This is a genomic window from Streptomyces aureus, assembly GCF_001418135.1.
GTDB lineage: Bacteria > Actinomycetota > Actinomycetes > Streptomycetales > Streptomycetaceae > Streptomyces > Streptomyces aureus_A.
In genome coordinates this window covers 1-1407 of the sequence record NZ_LIPQ01000683.1, presented here as the reverse complement: position 1 = coordinate 1407, position 1407 = coordinate 1, and the positions used below count along the sequence as shown (strand labels likewise).

1 protein-coding gene is annotated in these 1407 nt (G+C 73.8%); it reads left to right on the top strand.

The genetic code is table 11. The features are described 5' to 3' along the window. Window positions 1-1065: streptophobe family protein (locus AOK00_RS36095; RefSeq protein ID WP_055604314.1), on the top strand; the 1065-nt coding region annotated here is incomplete at its 5' end. Between the last annotated feature and the right edge of the window lie 342 nt (window positions 1066-1407).

The following is a 1407-nucleotide window of genomic DNA, read 5'->3' as shown; positions in this document are numbered from 1 at the left end:
GCGCCCACCAGGGTGACGGTCACCGGCTACTGCTTCCTGCGGCCCTTGCGGCACCACGCCGTGACCAGCTCCCGCGAGCTCCTGCTCCGCGTCGTGAGCACGGTCGTCCTCTGGCTGGCGGCCCTGGCGGGAGTCTCGTCCGCCGCCCGGCACGACTTCCCCATCACCATCGGCGGCGGGGACGAACAGGACGCCCTGATGGACATCTTCGGCGAGCTGCTCGACGCCGTGAACCCCACCGTCGGCTTCCGCACCGACTTCGGGCCGACCCTCTTCTACGGACTCCTGTGGATCCTCGGCGTGCTCGTCGTCGCGCTCCTCGTCTCCCGGAGGACCCCGCTGCCGCCCCGGTTCGTCCGGTACCACGAGACCGTGCGGCCCGCGGCGTACGCGATGCTCCTGCTGCTCCTCGCGTACGTGGTCGTGGGCCTGGTCATCGGCGTGGTGGTCGCCGCGACCAGGGGCCACGCCGCGGAGACCCTCGCCGTCCTCCTGCTCGGCCTGCCCAACGTCACCTGGCCGGCGCTCGGCGTGGGCATCGGAGGCTCCTGGGAGGGCAGGGTCGACGGCCCGTTCGGCCTGCCGATGCCGCAGATCCTCGACGCCGTCCTGCGCCAGGGCGACGGCACGGGCGACAGCACGGACCTCGCGACGATCGACCTGAGCTCGCTCGCGGCGCAGGACGCCCGGGCGTGGTGGCTGCTCCCCGTGGCGGCCGTCCTGGTCCTCGCGGTGGCCTTCGTGGCGGCCGTCCGGTCCCCGGCGAGGATCAGGCTCTGGCAGCACGCCCTGCACCTGGGAATCGCCTTCGCGCTGGCGATGCTGGTCGCGGCCCCTCTGACCCTGGTGGAGGCCCGCCTGGGGCTCTCGGTCCTCGGCATCGGGGACCTGGACTCCCTGGGCGGCGAGGTGATCCTCCGCCCCCACATCTGGAAGACGGTCGGCTTCGCCCTCCTGTGGGGCCTGTTCTTCGGCTTCCTGGGCGGCCTGCTCGCCACCCGCGTCCGCCGCAAGGGCGAGGCCGAGGCCGGTACGGAGCCTCCACCGCCACGGCCCCCGAAGTAGGCCGGTCCGAGCGCGCGGGCGCCGCCGGCGACCGAGGCGACCGGGATCGGCCGCAGACCCTGCGCGGCAGGGCCCGCGGCCAGTACCGTAGGAGACAGCCCGGTCCTGTGCCTCCCCCGTGCACGGGACCGGGCGCTGTGCGTCGGGGGACGTCCCGCGAGCGGAGCAGGCTCGCGGTCGCGGGGCGGTCCTCCCCCTGCGCCGTACGCGGTGTGCCTACGCGGCGCCCTCTTCGAAGCCCTCTTCGGATCCTTCTTCGAGGCCCTCGTCCGCCATCATGGCGCCGAAGAAGCCGCCCATGAGCTCCTCCAGGTTCATCTCGGTGGCACCGGCCGGTGCCAC